General features: G+C 65.9%; 16 protein-coding genes. 9 read left to right on the forward strand and 7 right to left on the reverse strand.

The features are described from left to right. Nucleotides 1-605 precede the first annotated feature (605 nt). From recA to ACH2CY_RS07945, 5 genes are all read left to right on the forward strand, one after another. A complete protein-coding gene (recA, locus tag ACH2CY_RS07925) occupies nt 606-1,679 on the forward strand; it encodes a recombinase RecA (RefSeq protein WP_395017923.1) in 1,074 nt (357 codons plus the stop codon). Nucleotides 1,680-1,949: 270 nt separating this feature from the next. After that, nucleotides 1,950-2,297 (forward strand): hypothetical protein, encoded by a 348-nt coding sequence (locus ACH2CY_RS07930; RefSeq protein ID WP_395017926.1) that lies wholly within the window; start codon nt 1,950-1,952, stop codon nt 2,295-2,297. Nucleotides 2,298-2,383: 86 nt separating this feature from the next. Next, nucleotides 2,384-2,722 carry a hypothetical protein gene (locus ACH2CY_RS07935; protein ID WP_395017928.1) on the forward strand — a complete coding sequence of 113 codons (339 nt, stop codon included), beginning with the start codon at nt 2,384-2,386 and terminating at the stop codon, nt 2,720-2,722. A 17-nt stretch (nt 2,723-2,739) separates the two neighbouring features. Further along, on the forward strand, nt 2,740-3,051 hold the full coding sequence (locus ACH2CY_RS07940; RefSeq protein ID WP_395017930.1) for a hypothetical protein: 312 nt from the start codon (nt 2,740-2,742) through the stop codon (nt 3,049-3,051). A 72-nt stretch (nt 3,052-3,123) separates the two neighbouring features. After that, complete coding sequence (locus tag ACH2CY_RS07945) at nt 3,124-3,441, forward strand: hypothetical protein (protein ID WP_395017933.1); 318 nt, start codon at nt 3,124-3,126, stop codon at nt 3,439-3,441. Nucleotides 3,442-3,448: 7 nt separating this feature from the next. On the opposite strand, the gene ACH2CY_RS07950 is transcribed toward ACH2CY_RS07945, so the two are convergent. From ACH2CY_RS07950 to ACH2CY_RS07970, 5 genes are read right to left on the reverse strand one after another with little or no spacing between them, the layout of a single operon-like run. Continuing rightward, a complete protein-coding gene (locus ACH2CY_RS07950) occupies nt 3,449-5,683 on the reverse strand; it encodes a N,N-dimethylformamidase beta subunit family domain-containing protein (protein WP_395017935.1) in 2,235 nt (744 codons plus the stop codon). 21 nt (nt 5,684-5,704) lie between these two features. Beyond that, nucleotides 5,705-5,986, reverse strand: coding sequence for a hypothetical protein (locus ACH2CY_RS07955; protein WP_395017937.1), 282 nt, complete (start codon nt 5,984-5,986; stop codon nt 5,705-5,707). Between the two features lie 41 nt (nt 5,987-6,027). After that, nucleotides 6,028-6,330 carry a hypothetical protein gene (locus tag ACH2CY_RS07960; protein WP_395017939.1) on the reverse strand — a complete coding sequence of 101 codons (303 nt, stop codon included), beginning with the start codon at nt 6,328-6,330 and terminating at the stop codon, nt 6,028-6,030. A 21-nt stretch (nt 6,331-6,351) separates the two neighbouring features. Beyond that, nucleotides 6,352-7,992, reverse strand: a complete 1,641-nt coding sequence (pgi, locus tag ACH2CY_RS07965) for a glucose-6-phosphate isomerase (protein WP_395017940.1) — start codon at nt 7,990-7,992, stop codon at nt 6,352-6,354. After that, nucleotides 7,989-9,554: an alkaline phosphatase family protein gene (locus tag ACH2CY_RS07970; protein WP_395017943.1), complete on the reverse strand. Its 1,566-nt coding sequence runs from the start codon at nt 9,552-9,554 to the stop codon at nt 7,989-7,991. The genes pgi and ACH2CY_RS07970 overlap by 4 nt, the downstream gene beginning before the upstream one ends. Before the next feature lie 262 nt (nt 9,555-9,816). Between ACH2CY_RS07970 and ACH2CY_RS07975 the strand changes: the two genes are divergently transcribed. The 4 genes from ACH2CY_RS07975 (at nt 9,817) to ACH2CY_RS07990 (ending at nt 13,871) form a co-directional block, all read left to right on the forward strand. Then, nucleotides 9,817-10,956, forward strand: a complete 1,140-nt coding sequence (locus ACH2CY_RS07975; RefSeq protein ID WP_395017946.1) for an ABC transporter substrate-binding protein — start codon at nt 9,817-9,819, stop codon at nt 10,954-10,956. A 92-nt stretch (nt 10,957-11,048) separates the two neighbouring features. After that, on the forward strand, nt 11,049-11,984 hold the full coding sequence (locus ACH2CY_RS07980; RefSeq protein ID WP_395017947.1) for an ABC transporter permease: 936 nt from the start codon (nt 11,049-11,051) through the stop codon (nt 11,982-11,984). Next, the gene (locus ACH2CY_RS07985) at nt 11,981-12,766 is read left to right on the forward strand and encodes an ABC transporter permease (protein WP_395017948.1); all 786 of its coding nucleotides are present in this window, start codon (nt 11,981-11,983) and stop codon (nt 12,764-12,766) included. Before ACH2CY_RS07980 ends, ACH2CY_RS07985 begins: the two co-directional genes overlap by 4 nt. A gap of 19 nt (nt 12,767-12,785) precedes the next feature. Continuing rightward, the gene (locus tag ACH2CY_RS07990; RefSeq protein ID WP_395017950.1) at nt 12,786-13,871 is read left to right on the forward strand and encodes an ABC transporter ATP-binding protein; all 1,086 of its coding nucleotides are present in this window, start codon (nt 12,786-12,788) and stop codon (nt 13,869-13,871) included. Between the two features lie 3 nt (nt 13,872-13,874). Here ACH2CY_RS07990 and ACH2CY_RS07995 read toward each other — a convergent pair whose 3' ends face one another. Together ACH2CY_RS07995 and ACH2CY_RS08000 are read right to left on the reverse strand one after the other, a co-directional pair. Next, nucleotides 13,875-16,259 (reverse strand): glycoside hydrolase family 3 N-terminal domain-containing protein, encoded by a 2,385-nt coding sequence (locus ACH2CY_RS07995; RefSeq protein ID WP_395017951.1) that lies wholly within the window; start codon nt 16,257-16,259, stop codon nt 13,875-13,877. Between the two features lie 94 nt (nt 16,260-16,353). After that, nucleotides 16,354-17,151 carry a DeoR/GlpR family DNA-binding transcription regulator gene (locus ACH2CY_RS08000; RefSeq protein ID WP_395017953.1) on the reverse strand — a complete coding sequence of 266 codons (798 nt, stop codon included), beginning with the start codon at nt 17,149-17,151 and terminating at the stop codon, nt 16,354-16,356. Nucleotide 17,152 lies beyond the last annotated feature (1 nt).

Below are 17,152 nucleotides of genomic sequence, written 5' to 3' on the forward strand. Positions count from 1 at the left end.
GCGGGCGCCCGGGGCCGCAGGGTAGGGCGGCGGCGGGCGCTTTCGCAACCGGATCGCGGCCGCCCGCCCGTAACGTCAATTGGCTCAAGCACAGGGGGCGCGATTGCCGCTGGAGAACAAAAGTGGTATATTGCTGCCCGAACCCCGCCGTCCGGAGGCCGCCGCCCGTGCCCAAGCCCCTGCAGCACCCGCTTCTGCCCGACCCCGATCGGACCCCGACCGAATCCGCCAACCCCGACCGGACCCGGACGGAATCGCTTTTCCCGACCCGGCCCGGACGAGCTCCCGCCGCCGGGACCAACGGACCATTGAGAGGGCGAACCTTTACAGGGCCTTTACGCCAGCAGGAATCGGCTTCGGCCCCATGACACCGATTTTTTCCTGCTGCACCAGGGCCTTGGCGCCCTTTCGCAGCCTCGAAATTTGGGCGGGTCGTAAAGGTCCCGATATAGACCGGCGCGCAGGCCGGCGCCGTGTTCTTCTCCCGTTCTTTTTGCTGGACGGAGAACGAAAGGCGTACTAAGGTCGCTTTCAGATTTCCCCCCAAGGTCAGGCTGGCGTGAAGCTGGCAGAACGGGGTTCCCGGCATTAAGAGGAGAGGCGCGATGGCGCAGAACGTGATTCGCATTCCGGAACGGGACAATATGGACAAGAACAAGGCCTTGGATGCCGCCCTGCAGCAGATCGAACGCGCCTTCGGCAAGGGCTCGATCATGCGCCTCGGCGGCAAGGAGCAGCTGGTCGAGACCGAGGTGATCTCGACGGGCTCGCTCGGCCTCGACATCGGGCTTGGCATCGGCGGCCTGCCGCGCGGCCGCATCGTCGAGATCTACGGTCCGGAATCCTCGGGCAAGACCACCCTGGCGCTCCAGGTCATCGCCGAGGCGCAGAAGTCCGGCGGCGTTTGCGCCTTCGTCGATGCCGAGCATGCGCTCGACCCGACCTATGCCCGGAAGCTCGGCGTCCAGGTCGATGACCTGCTGATCTCCCAGCCCGATGCCGGCGAGCAGGCGCTCGAGATCGCCGACACCCTGGTCCGCTCCGGCGCCATCGACGTGCTGGTGGTGGATTCGGTCGCCGCGCTCGTGCCGAAAGCGGAGCTCGAGGGCGAGATGGGCGACACCCATGTCGGCCTGCAGGCGCGCCTCATGTCCCAGGCCTTGCGCAAGCTCACCGGCTCGATCTCGCGCTCGCGCTGCATGGTCATCTTCATCAACCAGATCCGCATGAAGATCGGCGTGATGTTCGGCAACCCGGAGACCACGACCGGCGGCAATGCCTTGAAGTTCTACGCCTCGGTCCGCCTCGACATCCGCCGCATCGGTGCCATCAAGGACAAGGACGTGGTGGTCGGCAACCAGACCCGGGTCAAGGTGGTGAAGAACAAGCTGGCCCCGCCGTTCCGCGTGGTCGAGTTCGACATCATGTATGGCGAGGGCATCTCCAAGAACGGCGAGCTCATCGACCTCGGCATCGCCGCCAACGTGGTCGAGAAGTCCGGCGCCTGGTTCTCCTACGGCGGCCAGCGCATCGGCCAGGGCCGCGAGAACGCCAAGCTGTTCCTGCGCGAGAATCCCGAGATCGCCGCCGAGATCGAAGGCAAGATCCGCGCCAATGCCGGCCTGGTCGCCGGCAACATGATGGACAACGGCGGAAACGAAGACGCCGCCGAGGCGTAATGACTCGTCCCCCGAAGCGCAACGCGCGTAGGGGGATGGACAACGGCGCCGCCGGCGAAGAAGCCGCCGAGGCGTAGCCGCTCCCGCACTCTCTTCCCCTCCCCCCGACTTCGGGGGGAGGCCGGGAGGGGGGTGCCCCAAGCTGGATATCGCCAGTTCTCTCCGCGAAGCCGCCCCGTCTCCCCCTGGCGGGGCGGTATTCGGAGATTCCAAAGAAACAAAGCGTCCGCTCAACCACTTCCTCTTTCAGCAGTTCCTGAGGAGGACTCCATGTCTCGCATCCGCACCACCGCTCTCGCCGCCCTGATTCTTGCACAGGTGATCGCCGCCGCAACCTCGACCGCCGCGCTGGCCGCCGGCCAGATTTCCGAGGACGCGCTCAACGCCGACCGCAAGTCCTGCGGCCAGGCCTGCAGCAACAAGGGCCAGAGCGCCGCCTTCTGCTCGGCCTATTGCGACTGCACCGTGAAGGGGATCGGCGACCAGCTGAGCCTCGACGAATACCGCGGCATCTCCGAGGCCGCCGAGAAGAAGACCCCGGCGCCCCAACCGGCGCTCGACAAGCTGAAGAGCATCACCAACGCCTGCCGCAGCGAGATGGGCAAGGCGCCGGAATAGCGCCTCGATCTTCAGACCGATTGCCCTCAGCCGGTAGTCCGGGGCAAAGTGGCGGCCGGGGACTCGTCTTTTGATCTGAGGTCAGCATGCTTTCATCCACGCGCAACGCCCGCCGCACCGGCCTGGCCGCGGCCACGCTCCTGGCCGGCCTCGTGCTCAGTCTGGCGGCGCGCGCCGAGAACATCCCGGCCGAGGTGCTGGCGGAGGACCAGAAGTCCTGCATCGCCGCCTGCGTCGGCCGCGGCAAGCCGCCGGAGAAATGCAGCGCCGCCTGCGAATGCACCACCAAGGCTTACGGCGAGCAGCTGGCCCTCGAGGAATACCTGGCGCTCACCGAAGCGGTGAAGCAGCAGAAGGAGCCGCCGAAGCTGGTGCTCGACAAGATGGCCGCGATCACCAAGGTCTGCCGCGCCAAGATGGAATAGCCGGCCCCATCCCCTGCATGCGTTACCTTCTCGCAGCCGCCGCCTTGCCGCTTGCGGCGCTCGGCGCGGTGGCGCAGGCCGAGCCGATCCCGCCCGACCTGCTCGCCGGCGACCGCCGCTCCTGCGTCGCCGCCTGCACCAGCCAGGGCGTTGCGGTGGCGCGCTGCAAGCCCTATTGCGACTGCACCTTCAAGCGGGTCGGCGCCGAGTTCACGCTTGAGGAATATCAGGCCGGCCTCGCCGCCCAGCGCCAGGACCAGGCGCCGCCCCAGGCGCTGGTCGAGCGCATGGCCGCGATCTCCAAAGCCTGCGCCGCCCAGGCCCAGTAGCAGTTGCAGTAGCCCGATTGCCCGCCCCGCCGAGTGATGGCAGAATCTCCCGGGGGCTCGGTGGAGGCGAGGATGCGGTCTCGGGTTAAGCTCTGGCAGTTAATCGCCGCGGCCCTGCTCGCCGGCGCCGCCGCGCAGGCCGAGACCATCCCGCCGCAATACCTCGAGATCGAGCGTAAGAGCTGCAGCGACTCCTGCGCCAAGGCCGGCAACCCGGCGCCGTATTGCCAGCGCTATTGCGATTGCGCCATCGGCAAGATGAAGGCGCAGATTCCGTTCGAGACCTACAGCGGCGTCGGCCAGGCCGCGGTGAAGGACGAGCCGCAGCCGCCGGGCGCGGTCGACAAGCTCGCCGACATCTACACCGCCTGCGCCCAGGAGACGCAGTAGCCGCCGTTCACATCTCGAACGGCTTCGGGTCGATGAAGCGCTTGATGACGTTGGCGGTGATCCGGCTCACGTTGTTGTCGTAGCCGTTGTGCGACAGCGCCCCGGCCCAGGAGATCGAGCTGGTCGAGAACACAGCGCCGCCCTTCGGCGTCTCGAAGAACACCATGTCGCAGCGGACCATCGGGCAGGTATCGCCGTCGATCGCCGAATGGGTGTGGTTGAACTCTTCCTTGACCCAGTGATAGGCCGCCGAGAACTCGGTGGCTTCGGCCACGATCAGCGCGTGCCGCGGCGTGCCGAGCGCGGTGTCGGCGCGGTCGATCTCCCAGCCCGCGGCGCCGCCGCCGACGATGCCGAAATCGCCGATCACTTCATCCTTCTTGAGACCCTCGAAGATGAAGGCGGCGCGCGGGTCGAAGCTCTCCGGCCGGCGGAGATAATGGCTGGCGCTGTCGAAGCCCTGGGCGGTGAAGCCGGCCCCGCAGACGATCTGCGGTGCGCGATCCATGCGCCGCCACAGCCCGCCGAGCTCGCCGGTGAAGCTCATGTAATATTCGCCGCCCTCGGAGATCCAGCCGCGCATGCCGTCCTCGGCGCGCCGGTGCTCGATCACCCCGGGCAGCTCCGAGTGATAGGCGATCCGCCAATAGAAGCCGTTGGCGCCGAGATAGACCAGCCGCCCGCCGAGATCGGTGAAGCCCTGCACCGCGTCCAGCATCTTCAGCGTGTAGTATTCCGGATGCGTGCCGGTCACCACGCAGCGGTATTGCTTCAGCAGCTCGAGGCCCTCGCGCTCGAGGTCGTCGTCGGTGATGACGTCGTAGTCGAGCTTCTGCGCTTCCAGCCAGTCGGTGATATGGGTGTCGGCGTTGAACTGCCAGAGATGGCTCTTCGGGCGCATGTTCAAGACCGGCCGCAGCGACGAGGAATAGCAGACCCCGCTGCCGTCGCTGTGCAGGTCATAGGTCGAGAGCCCGAAGCCGAGATGCTCCTCGAGATAGCGGTCGGCCTCGGTCATGGTCTCGAACACGCCCATGCTGGTCTCGTTGAAGGTCCAGGAGGACGGCATCTGGTGGTTGGCATAGGCCCAATAGCTGGCGCTCGGGATCAGCAGCGCCAGCGCCTTGCGCTTCTGCCCCGGCCCCGGCCGCACGCAGATCGGCACGAACTCCTCGTAGACTTCCGTCTTGCCCTTCTGGCTCAGCTGGACGCAATAGACGCCGCTCTTCAGGTCTTTCGGCAGCTCCCAGGTGAAGTCGGTCTCCCAGGCGCAGTCATAGAGGTCGTCGTCGTGGAAGTGGATCGCCGCGTATTGCTCCGCCGCCTTGGTCCAGTTGTATTCGCTGCCGTCCCAGTTCCAGCCCTTCATGCCGCGGGTGGGCAAATTGACGATGCGGCCGTCATGGCCGTTGCCGCTCGCATCCGCGACGGCGATGCCGGAGATGCCCTGGCCGAAATCCCAGGCGGCGAGCACGCCGCTCGCGGCCCGCGCCGCTTTCGCATCGGTGCCCAGCTTCTCGATCGTCGCGGCATCGAGCGCGCGGCCGATCACCGCCGGGCTGTCGATCTTGCCGTTGTAATGAGCCGCGGCCTGCTCGCCGGCGCTCCAGGCGGCGATGCGGAACGGCCCGCCGACGCCGACGCCGGTACGCGCGATCGCCGCCACCGGCGGCTCCAGCCGGCGCGAAGCCTCGCTGACTGCCTCGCCCGGGCCGCGGTGGTTGAGCAGGCGCTGCCGCAGCGTGATGGTGCCTGCGGCCGCGTCGAAGGCGAGGCTCACCAGATACCAATGCCGGTCGAGCATCGGCTTGTCGAGATGCAGCAGGTGAGAGTCGCCGAGCTGGACGCTGAGCCGGCCCGAACCGTCGATCAACAGGCTGCAGCCGCTGCGGTTGGCGGCGTCGAAATTGCCGAGGATCGCCTGCGGCGCGCCCTTCAAGGGCAGGGTCGGCCAGACCATGGCGATGAAGGTGAAAGAGCCGGCGAGCTGCGGTCCGCCCTTCCTGAACTCGACATGCGACCCGGCATGGATCGGCTGCAGCCTGGCCGGATAGGCTTTCGCGATCGGCGAGGCGATGTCCTCGGCCTTGAAGCCCGGCCCTTGCGGACTGTCGTCGCCGCAGATCAGGCGGATCAGTTTCGCGCTGTATTCGCCGGGTTCGGGCGCGCTGACCTTGATCTCGATGCGCTCGCCCGGGGCGGCGCTGATGCGATCGGCATAGGCAAGGAGGCGCTCAGTCATGATCTCTCGACTCTAAGGCGTTCACGAAAAGACTCCCGGCTCATCCCGGTCAAACAGGTTGCGCACGGCAAATGCGGCGATCCACCGCGCGGCGGCAATCAGGGCAAAACCGGCAGCTACACCCATGACCCCGTAGATTAACGTCATCACGATCAACGATGAGGCCCATTCGGCGTAAGCACTCAATGGACCCATCGCCGCCAGGAAAAGCACGCCAGTCAGCACCAAGTAGGCGATCCCGCAAACGACGGACATGGCTCCCCAAAGGCGGACGATGGCGAGGGCGATCTTACCGAACTGCATCGTTCATTTCCCTGGATCGTTTCCGCAAGCTTCAGGGGCTGTCACTCCACGGGACATTCTTGGCCGGTGATCTCCAGCCAGCGGGCGCGGAAGCAGGCCCAGCTCGCCTCCTGCGGCGTCTTGTAGGTCGGGCCGTATTCCGTCATCGGCGTGCCGCGCTTCGGCCCGAACTTGCCGAGGCGGAACTGGCGCTCCGACTTCGAAGCCAGAATGATCGATTTGCCGCGGGCGCTGCCCCAGCGGAGGATCAGCAGGAGCTTCTGCAGCTCGGCGCTGTGCGGGCCGTTGGGCCGCGCCTTGTACTCGCGCGCCAGATCGGCGCGGGCAGGATCGATCCGATACATGATGGGTTCCGGCAGATGGCTTTAGTTGGTCTTCTTCATGCCATCATAGAGCGCCATCAGACCGGCTGTCGATGCGTCCCTTGCCGCGCCTGTTCCCGCCAAAATGTCGTTGGCGAGCTTCTTTCCAAGCTCGACCCCCCATTGGTCGAAGGAATTGATCCCCCAGATCACGCCCTGCACGAAGATCTTGTGCTCATAAAGCGCAATGAGGGCACCCAGGTGCCAGGGGGTGAGCGCCGGGATCAGTATCGTGGTCGAGGGTCGGTTGCCGCTGAATACCCGGAAGGGCAGGACCCGCGCAATGGTCGCGGCATCGGCGCCGGCCTGTTTCATCTCGGCCTCGACCTCGGCGGCGGTGCGACCCAGCATCAGCGCCTGGGTCTGGGCCAGCGCGTTCGCCACCAGCAATTCCTGGTGCCGGTCGGTCGCCTTCGCGCCGAGTTCAGTGTGGCCTTGCGCAACCACGATGAAGTCCGAGGGAATGAGCGGCGTGCCCTGGTGCAGCAGCTGGTGAAAGGCATGCTGCCCATTGGTGCCGGGCTCGCCCCAGACGATCGGCGCGGTCGGCATCTTCACGGGCTGGCCATTGCGCGCGACCGACTTGCCGTTGCTCTCCATGTCGAGCTGCTGGAGATAGGAGGGCAGCAGTTCGAGGTCCTGCGCATAGGGCAACACCGCATGCGACTGCGCGTCCCAGAAGTCGATATACCAGACCCCGAGCAGCGCCAGGATCACCGGCAGGTTCTCCGGAATGGGCGCCGAGCGGAAATGCTGATCCATGTCGGCGGCGCCGTCGAGCAAGGCGCGGAAATTCTCCCAGCCGACCGAGAGCAGGATCGGCAGTCCGATCGATGACCAGAGCGAGTAGCGCCCGCCGACCCAGTCCCAGAACTCGAACATGTTGGCGGTGTCGATGCCGAAGGCGGAGACCGCCTTGGCATTGGTCGAGACCGCGACGAAATGCTTGGCGACGGCGGCGGGGTCGGGAATGCGTTCGGCGAACCAGGCCTTGGCGCACATCGCGTTAGCCATGGTCTCCTGGGTGGTGAAGGTCTTCGAGGCGATGATGAACAGGGTCTCGTCGGCCTCGGCGCCTTTGAGCGCACCGTCGAGGTGTGCCAGATCGACGTTGGAGACGAAATGCATGTCGAGCCGAGGGTGGCGATAGGGTCGGAGCGCCGCCGTCACCATCTTCGGCCCGAGATCGGAGCCACCGATGCCGATATTGATCACCCGGCGGATCGGCTTGCCGGTCGTGCCGCGCCAGGTGCCGTCGCGCACCTGCTCGGCAAAGGCGCGCATGCGCTCCTGCACCGCGCGGATGCCGGCCAGAACATCGACGCCCTGATCCTCGAAGGCGCCGGCCTTGGCCCGCAGCGCCATGTGCAGCACGGCGCGGTCCTCGGTGCTGTTGATATGCTCGCCGGCGAACAGCCGGTCGCGCCACTTCTCGACTTCCGCGACCTTGGCGAGATCGTGCAGCAGCTTCAAGTCCGCGATCTCGATCAAGTTCTTCGAGTAATCGAGCACCAAATCGCCGAGCCCGGCCGAGAAGTTCTGGAACCGCTGCGGGTCTCTGGCGAAGAGGTCGCGCAGATGCAGCTTGCGCCAGGCTTCGCGACGCGCCCTCAGCTTGTCTTGGATTGGCTGGAGCTTGCTCATCGGCCCACCGCCCGCCGGTCGATCACGCCGTCGCGCCAGAGATGGAGGTTGGTCAAGGTTCGCTCCGCATATCGCATCCGCCAGGACAGCATCCGCTGCGCATAGTCAAGAACGACTGAGGCGTGGTTTGGATCCTGCGCCAGGTTGTTCATCTCGGTGGGATCGTTCTCCAGGTCGAACAGCAGCGGCGGCAGGGTCGCGAAATGCACGTATTTCCAGCGCTTGCCCCGGATGATCGCGAGCTGGCAGTCGTCCGGCTTCAGGCCGAGCGCCGTCTCCGCATCGAATCCGCCGAGATTGGGCGAGGTGCGGAAATCGAGCTCCATATGCGCTTCCTCGCGCCAGCCCTGCGGCGTCTGCCCCTCGACGAAGGGCAGCAGCGAGGCGCCGTCGCATTGGGCCGGCGGTTCGGCGCCGAGCCAGGAGAGGATGGTCGGCATGATGTCGATCGATTCCGAGAAGGCATCGACCTGGCGGCCGCGCCCGGCATCGGCTTCCTCGCGCGGGTCGCGGATGATCAGCGGGATATGGAAGCTCGGCTCGAAATAGAGCTCCTTGCCCCAGGTGTAATGGTCGCCGCCCATCTCGCCATGGTCGCAGGTGAAGACGATGAGGGTGTTGTCGTATTCGCCGGTCGCCTTCAAATGTGCGATCAGGCGGCCAACGGCATCGTCCACCTCGCTGATCATGCCGTAGTAGCAGGCGCGCATCTGCCTGAGCTCCAAGTCCGGCATGGTGACCAGGTTGTTGGGGTTGTGCTCGTCATAACCACTCGGCTTGGCGAAGGTCTCGATCCAGTGCTTGAGATGGGGATGCTGCGCGCCTTCCTGCTCCGGCGTCGCGGCGCGGGCCGGGAAGGGCACCTCCGCCGGATCATAGAGCCCATTATAGGGCTCGGGCGTGATCACCGGCGGGTGCGGGCGCAGGAACACGCAGTGCAGGAACCAGTCCTTCTCGCGGTTTGCCTTCAGCCAGTCGATGGCGAGGTCCGCCATGAAATTGGTGTCGCTGTCCTCGGCCTTGAACAGCGTCGGCCGGTAGCGATGGCCGCGGCCCGCCGGCAGGGCGATGTCCCGGGGCTTGTAGACATCCCGCCGGCCGGTGAAGTCGTAGCCCTTGCGATGGAGATCGCTCATCCATTCCGCCTCGAAGTCCTGGAAGATGATGCCGACGCGATACCCGGGCATCGGTCCTTCATAGGTCTTGAGGGCCGGGTCGTTGGGATGGCGGTCCCTGGGATCGGCGCTGGTGTCGGTGTAGCCGTAGAGCGTCGGGTCGTAGCCGGCCTTGCGGGCTTCCTTGGCAATGTTGGTGTGCCGCGAATCGAGCGGCGTGCCGTTCCGCCCGGAGCGGTGGTTCATCAGGTAGAGCCCGGTATGGAGACTGGTGCGCGCCGGCCCGCAGGGCGCGCAGACCGTGCGGTGCTGCTTGAACAGCGTCCCGTCTTTCGCCAGGGCATCGAGATGCGGGGTCTTCACGACCGGATGATTGACGGCGGACAGGCATTCGGCCCGCCACTGGTCGGCGGAGATGAACAGGACTTTGCGGGATTGTGCGGTCACGGATCGTTTCTCGATAAAAGAGGTAACTCGTTCTGAAACCAGCAGAGAACCGGCGATTTGCGCGCCGGGACGGCGAGCTTAGCCGGTTTCGCTGCGCTGCGGCAGAGGCTGCGGGAATCGCCGACCTCAGCCTACGGCAATCTCGTCTTGGCTGTCATGTCTCTGTAATATGGCTGCAACATGCGGCGGGCTAATGTCCCGCGCGCAAAAAAGAGCCGGGTGAACCGGCGCCCCAAAAACGAGAGAGACCAGAGGTGACAAGATGAGAAAGTTCGATTTCGCGGTGGCCCTGCGGCGTGCGCTGCTGACCACCACCGCGATGGGGAGTGCTGCGGCGGTCCTGGTGACCAGCATCGCCACGACGGCCCGGGCCGACGCGATGGAAGACCTGGTTGCCGCCGCCAAGAAGGAAGGCCAGCTGACCACGATCGCCCTGCCGCATGACTGGTGCGGCTATGGCGCACTGATCGACGGCTTCAAGGCGAAGTACGGGCTGACCGTCAACGAGCTCAACCCGGATGCGGGTTCGGGCGACGAGGTCGAGGCGATCAAGGCGAACAAGGGCAATACCGGCCCGCAGGCGCCGGACGTCATCGACGTCGGCCTCTCCTTCGGCCCCTCGGCCAAGAAGGACGGCCTCATTCAGCCGTACAAGGTCGCGACCTGGGATTCGATCCCGGACCAGCACAAGGATGCGGAAGGTTACTGGTACGGCGATTATTACGGCGTGCTCACCTTCGAGGTGAACACCGACATCATCAAGAACGTGCCGAAGGACTGGGCCGATCTTCAGGGGGCCGACTACAAGAACGCCGTGGCGCTGGCCGGCGATCCGCGGGCGTCGAGCCAGGCGATCCAGGCGGTCTATGCCGCGGGTCTTGCCAATGGCGCGACGGGTGGGAAAGCGATCGGTGAAGCGGGATTGAAGTACTTCGCCGAACTCAACAAGAACGGCAACTTCGTGCCGGTGATCGGCAAGCTCGCGCCGCTCACCCAGGGCTCGACTCCGATCATCATCCGCTGGGACTACAACGCGCTCGGCGATCGGGATAACGCGAAGGGCAACCCGCCCATCGAGGTCGTTGTGCCGACCTCCGGCGTTCTTGCCGGCGTCTATATCCAGGCGATCAGTGCCTACGCACCGCACCCGAACGCCGCCAAACTCTGGATGGAGTATCTCTACTCCGACGAAGGGCAATTGGGCTGGCTGAAGGGCTACTGCCATCCAATTCGCATGGATGATCTGGTGGCGAAGGGCAAGGTTCCGCAGGAGATGCTGGACAAGCTGCCGCCGGTGGATGCCTACAAGAAGGCGGTCTTCCCATCGATCGAAGACCAAGCGGCGGCCAAGGAAGCGATCACCAAGCAATGGGACTCGGTGGTCGGCGCCAACGTCCAGTAAACTGGCCGTAACCGGGGCATGGGGTCATCCGGCGATCCGCCGGATGACCCTTGCTCTTTTCAGATGACCAAAAGCGACAGCGACCGTCACGCATGACCGCCACCTTCGACAGGACACCACCGCTGCCCGCTGAACCCGGCCCCGTGCCGGACCGAAACGCCGCGCCGAAGAACCTGGCGGTCGGGCAACAGGTCTGGGCCTGGCTCGGCGTCGGGCCGTTCTTCATCTTCGCCCTGATGTTCCTGCTGCTACCGACCGTCTATCTGCTGGTCGGCGCCTTCCAGGATCCGGACGGGCATTTCACGCTGCAGAACCTCGCGGACCTGTTCACCCCGTCGATCCTCAGCGCCTATTGGATCAGCATCAAGGTGAGCCTCGCCTCCGCGCTGGTCGGCGCGCTGATCGGCTTCTTCCTGGCCTATGCCGTGGTGCTCGGCGGGTTGCCGGCCTGGCTGCGGCCGACCTTGATGACCTTCTCCGGCGTCGCCTCGCAATTCGCCGGGTTGCCGCTGGCCTTTGCCTTTCTCGCCACGCTGGGGCGGACCGGGCTGGTCACCGTGCTGGCGCGCGATTTCCTCGGCTTCAACCTCTACGGCACCGGGTTCAACCTGCTGAGCTTCTGGGGCCTGACGCTGACCTATCTCTATTTCCAGATCCCGCTGATGGTGCTGATCCTCACCCCGGCGCTCGACGGGCTGAAGAAGGAATGGGGCGAGGCGGCGCAGGTCCTGGGTGCCAGCCAGCGGCAATACTGGACCATGGTCGCGCTGCCGATCCTGTTCCCCAGCATTCTCGGCGCCACCCTGCTGCTGTTCGCCAATTCCTTCGGCGCGATCGCCACGGCTTATGCGCTGACCGGCAGCTCGCTCAACATCGTCACCATCCTGCTCTATGCGCAGATTCGCGGCGACGTGCTGCACAACCAGAATCTCGGCTACGCGCTGGCACTCGGCATGATCCTGATCACCGGCCTCTCCAACGGCGCCTATATCTGGCTGCGCGCCCGCGCCGAGCGGTGGATGCGATGAAGCAGTCGAAGATCGGCTCCTGGATCGCGGTCATCGTCGGCACGCTCTATTTCATCGTGCCGCTGATCTGCACCTTCGAGTTCTCGCTCCGGATGCGGCGCGGCGAGTACAGCTTCGATGCCTACCGGGTGGTGTTCAGCGATCCCAGCTTCCAGGCCACCTTCCTCTATTCCACCTTGATGGGCCTGATCACCATCGTGATCGGCATCGTGCTGGTGGTCCCGACGGCCTATTTCATCCAGCTCCGCCTGCCGAAGCTCCGGCCGGTCGTCGAGTTCATCACCCTGCTGCCGCTGGTCATGCCGGCGATCGTCATCGTTTTCGGTTATCTGCGGCTCTACAACAGCTCGTCCTGGATCCCGATGACGGCGAATGCCCGCACCACCGACCTGCTGCTGGCCTTCAGCTATGTGACCTTGGCGCTGCCCTACATGTATCGCGCGGTCGAAACGGGCATGCGGGCGATCGATGTCCGGACGCTCACCGAAGCGGCGGAGATCCTGGGGGCCAAGCTGCCGACCATCCTGTTCAAGGTGATCTTCCCTAATGTCCGGGTCGCGATCCTCAGCGGCGCCTTCCTGACCTTCGCCATCGTGATCGGCGAGTTCACCATGGCGAGCCTTTTGAATCGGCCGGCCTTCGGTCCTTATCTGCAGCTGATCGGCGCCAACCGGGCCTATGAGCCTTCGGCATTGGCGATCCTCGCCTTCCTGATCACCTGGGCCTGCATGGGCCTGATCAACGTGTTCGGGCGGGCGCGACAATTGAAGCGCGCGACCTGAGCGCGGACGAGGAGTGAGCATGGCGTTTCTGGAGATCAACGACGTCCGCAAGCAGTTCGGCGTCAACGTCGTCGTCAAGGGCTTCACGCTCGGCATCGAGGGCGGCGAGTTCCTGTCGCTGCTCGGGCCGTCCGGCTGCGGCAAGACCACGGTGCTGCGCATGGTCGCGGGGTTCGAGAGCCCGACCTCCGGCGTGATCCGGATCGACGGCAAGGACGTGACGAATCTGCGGCCCAACCAGCGCAATGTCGGCATGGTGTTCCAGGCCTATGCGCTGTTTCCCAACATGACGGTCGCAGAGAATGTCGCCTTCGGCCTCAAGGTTGCGAAGCGCCCGGCCGCGGAGATCAAATCGCGCGTCGATGAGATGCTGAACATGATCAAGCTGCCGCATCTCGCCGACCGTTATCCCTATCAATGCTCCGGCGGCCAGCAGCAGCGCGTGGCGCTGGCCCGCGCCCTGGCGCAGAAGCCGAAGGTGCTGCTGCTCGACGAGCCGCTGTCGGCGCTCGACGCCAAGATCCGTGTTTCCTTGCGCGAGGAGATCCGCGCGCTGCAGCGGGCGCTCGGCATCACCACCATCTTCGTCACCCACGACCAGGAGGAAGCGCTCTCGATGTCCGACCGCGTGGTCGTGATGAACGAGGGCCGCGCAGAGCAGGTGGGCACGCCCTTCGAGGTCTACAACAACCCGGCGACGCCCTTCGTCGCAAACTTCGTCGGCACGCTCAGTGTCTTGAAGGGCAAGGTGCTGGACGCGGCCTCGGGCCGTATCCAGATCGGCAAGAGCGAGATCGTCGCCTCGCGGAAATTGTTCCAGGCCAGCCCCGGTGATGCCTGCTCGGTGGCGTTGCGTCCCGAGGCGGCAGTGCTGGAGAACGGTCACGGCGGCGCGGCGAACGGCGCCGCGCGCAACCGCCTCGAAGGCACGATCGACGACGTGAGCTTCTTGGGCTCGGTGGTGCGGGTACGGGTGAAGATCGAGGATAACGCGATCTCCCTCGACACCTTCAACAACCCAAATGCAGCGCCGCCACAGCCCGGCGCGCCGGTGGTGGTGAGCTTCACCCCGAACGACGTGCTGGTCCTCGACAACGCGCGGTAGTCGCTACTGCGCGGCGACGATGCCCGGGCATTTCGCGTCGCCGCCGGCATCGTCCAGGCGGATGCCGGTGATCGAGACGGTGAAGGCGCCGTGATTCTCCAGCAGGAAGGGCGTCGAGACGCTGCCGAGATCGGCGCCCGCCGCCTCGAAACAGGCCAGCGGCACCGTGAGGCTGGTCCAGGCGCCGACCGGGCTCTTGGCGAAGAGCTCGGTGATGTCCACCGGCGCGCCCTTGCCGCCCATCATCACGCTGACGCGTTCCTTCGGCGCTGAATCCACGCGATAGTCGATGCGCAGGCTCTTGCCAGCCTCGGCGCGGAGATCGACGGCGGGGCCGATGATCCGCACCGTGCCGTGGCCGGTGAAGATGAAGCGCAGGGCGCCCTCCTGGCGGTCGGCGCTGTCGACCGCCTGGCTCGCGACGTCGCCCAGGCTCTTGAAGGTCCAGGGATCGACCAGCTTGCCCGGCGTGTAATAGGTCGCGATGTTCATCGCCGCCGCCGCGCTCGGCGTCTCGTCGAGCTGCGGCACGGTCACGCGGTCGCCGTACTTCAAGCCGTAGTCATAGGCGAAGAGCGGGTCATAGTTCGGCTGGCCGACATTGAGCACGGCCTGGTCGGGGCGCTTCGGCCAGCTGAAGCTCAGCTTGCCGTGGAAGTCCTTGTTCGGTGTACCGTCGGCTTTCGCAACCAGCACGTCGGCCACACCTTCGCCCTCGGTGCCCGGCAGGAAGCCGGCGACGAAGGCATCCGACTGGTTGATCTCCGGGTTCACCCAGAGTGGCCGGCCGGAAAGGAAGACACCTACGGTCGGGATGCCCTGCGCCTTCAGGGCTTTCAGCGCTTCCAGCCCGCTGCCATCGGCGAAGGAGAAGTCGATGCGGCCGATATCGCCGACATGCTCGGCATAGGGCTGCTCGCCGAAGATGACGATGGCGAGGTCGGGCTTCGCGCCGATGAAAGTGCCGTCGGCGCTCAAGCTGGCGCTGCCGCCGGCCGCCTCGATCGCCGATTTCAATCCGGCCCAGAGGCTGACGCCTTGCTTGAAGTCTTCGTTATGGCCGCCGCGGCCCTGCCAGGAGATGGTCCAGCCGCCGGATTGCAGGCCGATGTCGTCGGCATGGCTGCCGGCGACCAGCACGCGGCTCCTCGGGCGAACGGGGAGCAGGTTGCCGTTGTTCTTCAGCAGCACGATCGATTCCTGGACCGCGCGCCGCGCCACGGCGCGGTGCTCCGGCGTCGCCAGCTTCCTGGCGTCGGTGCCGGGCCGGGCCGGATCGAACAGGCCGAGCTTCACCTTGACACGCAGGATGCGGCGGACCGCATCGTCGATGCGTGCGAGAGGAATGGTGCCGTCCTCCGCTTCCTTCACCGTGTTGTCGAACAGCTCCTTCCAGCGGTGCGGCGCCATCGCCATGTCGAGCCCGGCGTTGAAGACCACCGGGCAGTCGCCGCCGTTGCAGCCCGGCACCTGGCTATGCGCGTTCCAGTCGCCGATGATGAAGCCGTCGAAGCCGAGCCGGCCTTTCAGGATGTCGGTCAGCAGGCTCTTGTTGCCGTGCATCTTGGCGCCGTTCCAGGAGGAGAAGCTCGCCATCACCGTCATGGCGCCGGCATTGACCGCCGCGACATAGCCCGGTGCATGCAGCGCGATCATCTCCTGTTCGGTGATCGGCGCATCGCCCTGGTCGACACCGTCCCGCGTGCCGCCGTCGGCGAGGTAATGCTTGGCCGAGGCCGCCACCTTGCCGTCCTGGATCCGCGTGGTGCCGGGTGCGCCTTGCAGCCCCTTCACATAGGCGGCGGCGTATTCGGCGACGATCTCCGGGCGCTCGGAATAGCCCTCGAAAGTGCGGCCCCAGCGGTCGTCCTGCGGCACCGAGACCGCCGGGCCGAAGGCCCAGTCGAAACCGGAGGCTGCGGTCTCGGTCGCGGTCACGGCGGCGATCTCGGCGATGAGCTCGGGATCGCGCGCGGCGCCGAGGCCGATATTGTGCGGGAAGACCGTGGCGCCGGTGAAGTTCGAGGCGCCGTGCACGGAATCGACGCCCATGATCAGCGGAATCGGCACATGGCCCGGCCGCGCCTCGAGCGCAACGGCATGATAGGCCTGGGTGGTGCGGATCCAGACATCGATCGCGACGTTGTCGTCCTTGTAGTTGGGCGGCGCGGTATTGCCGCCGGCCAGCACCGAGCCCAGCGGATATTGACGCAGGTCTTCCGGGACCGCGGCCTCCATGTCGCCCTGGATCATCTGCCCGACCTTCTCGCGGAGCGACATCTTCGCCATCAGGTCGGTGATGAAGGCCTCGGTCTTGGGATCGACCAGGCCGGCGCTGCGCGCCTCCGGCCAGAGTTCGGGATGGGCGACGGCGGCTGATGCTGGCATTTCCTGCGACTCCGCTGTGGCGGATGAGAGGGAGGCGAATGCGACGAGGCCTGAGAGACAGGCACAGGAGAAACGTCGGGGAAGCGCCGGGGTTTCACCCGGCAATCTGCACCTCGACATCGGCGGCTTCCAGGCGCTTCGCCAGCTCGGCCGGCGGCGGCGCGTCGGTGATCAGCAGGTCGATGTCGACGAACTTGCAGGCGACCACCAGACCTTGCGCCGAAAACTTGGTCTGGTCGGCGGCGAGGATCACGCGATGGGCATGGCGGACCAAAGCCTGGCAGACCTCAGCCTCGCAGAGATGGTTGTCCATGACCCCGGTCTCGGCGTTGATCGCCGCCGCCGAGATGATCGCGGTATCGACCTGGAACTGCTCGAGGAAGGCGAGGGTGGAAGGGCCGAAGGCGGCGCTGTCGTCGGCCCGCACCTCGCCGCCGGCCAGCAGCACCTTGCTGCCCTGGCCTTGGCTCAGCCGTTGCGCAATCGGCGCCGAGTTGGTGACAGCGGTGAGACCCCGATGCCCCTGCAACGCTTCCGCGACATAGATGTTGGTGCTGGCGGTGTCGATGAGGAGAGATTCCCCGTCGGCGATCTCCTTTGCCACAGCTGACGCGATCGCCTGCTTGGCCGGCATGTTGACCAGCAGGCGGCGCTCCAGCGGCCGGTCCTCGCGGCGGTCGGGCCAGGCGACGCTGCCGTGGCTTTTCGCCACCAGACCCTTGGCGGCCAGCCAGCGCACGTCGCGCCGCACCGTCTCGGTCGAGACGTCGAGCTCCTTGGCGAGCGCGGCGATCGTTGCGGAACGATGACGCCGCAGCTGCTCCAGCAGCTGGCCCTGGCGGTCGTTCAGGCGCAGATTCGACAGCACGCTGAGCTGGTCGGTCTCGATCACG

It is taken from the genome of Dongia sp. (assembly GCF_041905885.1).
In the GTDB taxonomy this organism is placed as follows: domain Bacteria; phylum Pseudomonadota; class Alphaproteobacteria; order Dongiales; family Dongiaceae; genus Dongia.